Source organism: Streptomyces beijiangensis (assembly GCF_017315755.1).
GTDB lineage: Bacteria > Actinomycetota > Actinomycetes > Streptomycetales > Streptomycetaceae > Streptomyces > Streptomyces beijiangensis.
In genome coordinates this window covers 1-232 of sequence record NZ_JAFLRJ010000996.1, presented here as the reverse complement: position 1 = coordinate 232, position 232 = coordinate 1, and the positions used below count along the sequence as shown (strand labels likewise).

The following is a 232-nucleotide window of genomic DNA, read 5'->3' as shown; positions in this document are numbered from 1 at the left end:
GGGGAGCAGTACGCCACCCGCCTTCTCCAGTCCGCGCGTTGCGTGCGTGGCGAGGGAGAAGGTGCGCTGGCCGTGCTTGCGGTGCGCCTTGCGCAGCCGCAGGAAGACGCCGGGCGCCTCCTCCTCGGACTCGAACCCGACCAGGAGGACCGCGGGGGCCTTTTCGAGCGTCGTGTACGTGAGCCCGCTGCCGTCCAGGTCCCGTCCGCGGCCCGCGCCCACTCCGCCGAGG

The 232-nt window shown here is 73.7% G+C and carries 1 protein-coding gene; it reads right to left on the bottom strand.

The annotated features are described in order from the left end of the window. Positions 1-232 (bottom strand): hypothetical protein (locus J0695_RS40255; protein WP_206969764.1); only part of this gene is annotated, 232 nt, incomplete at both ends.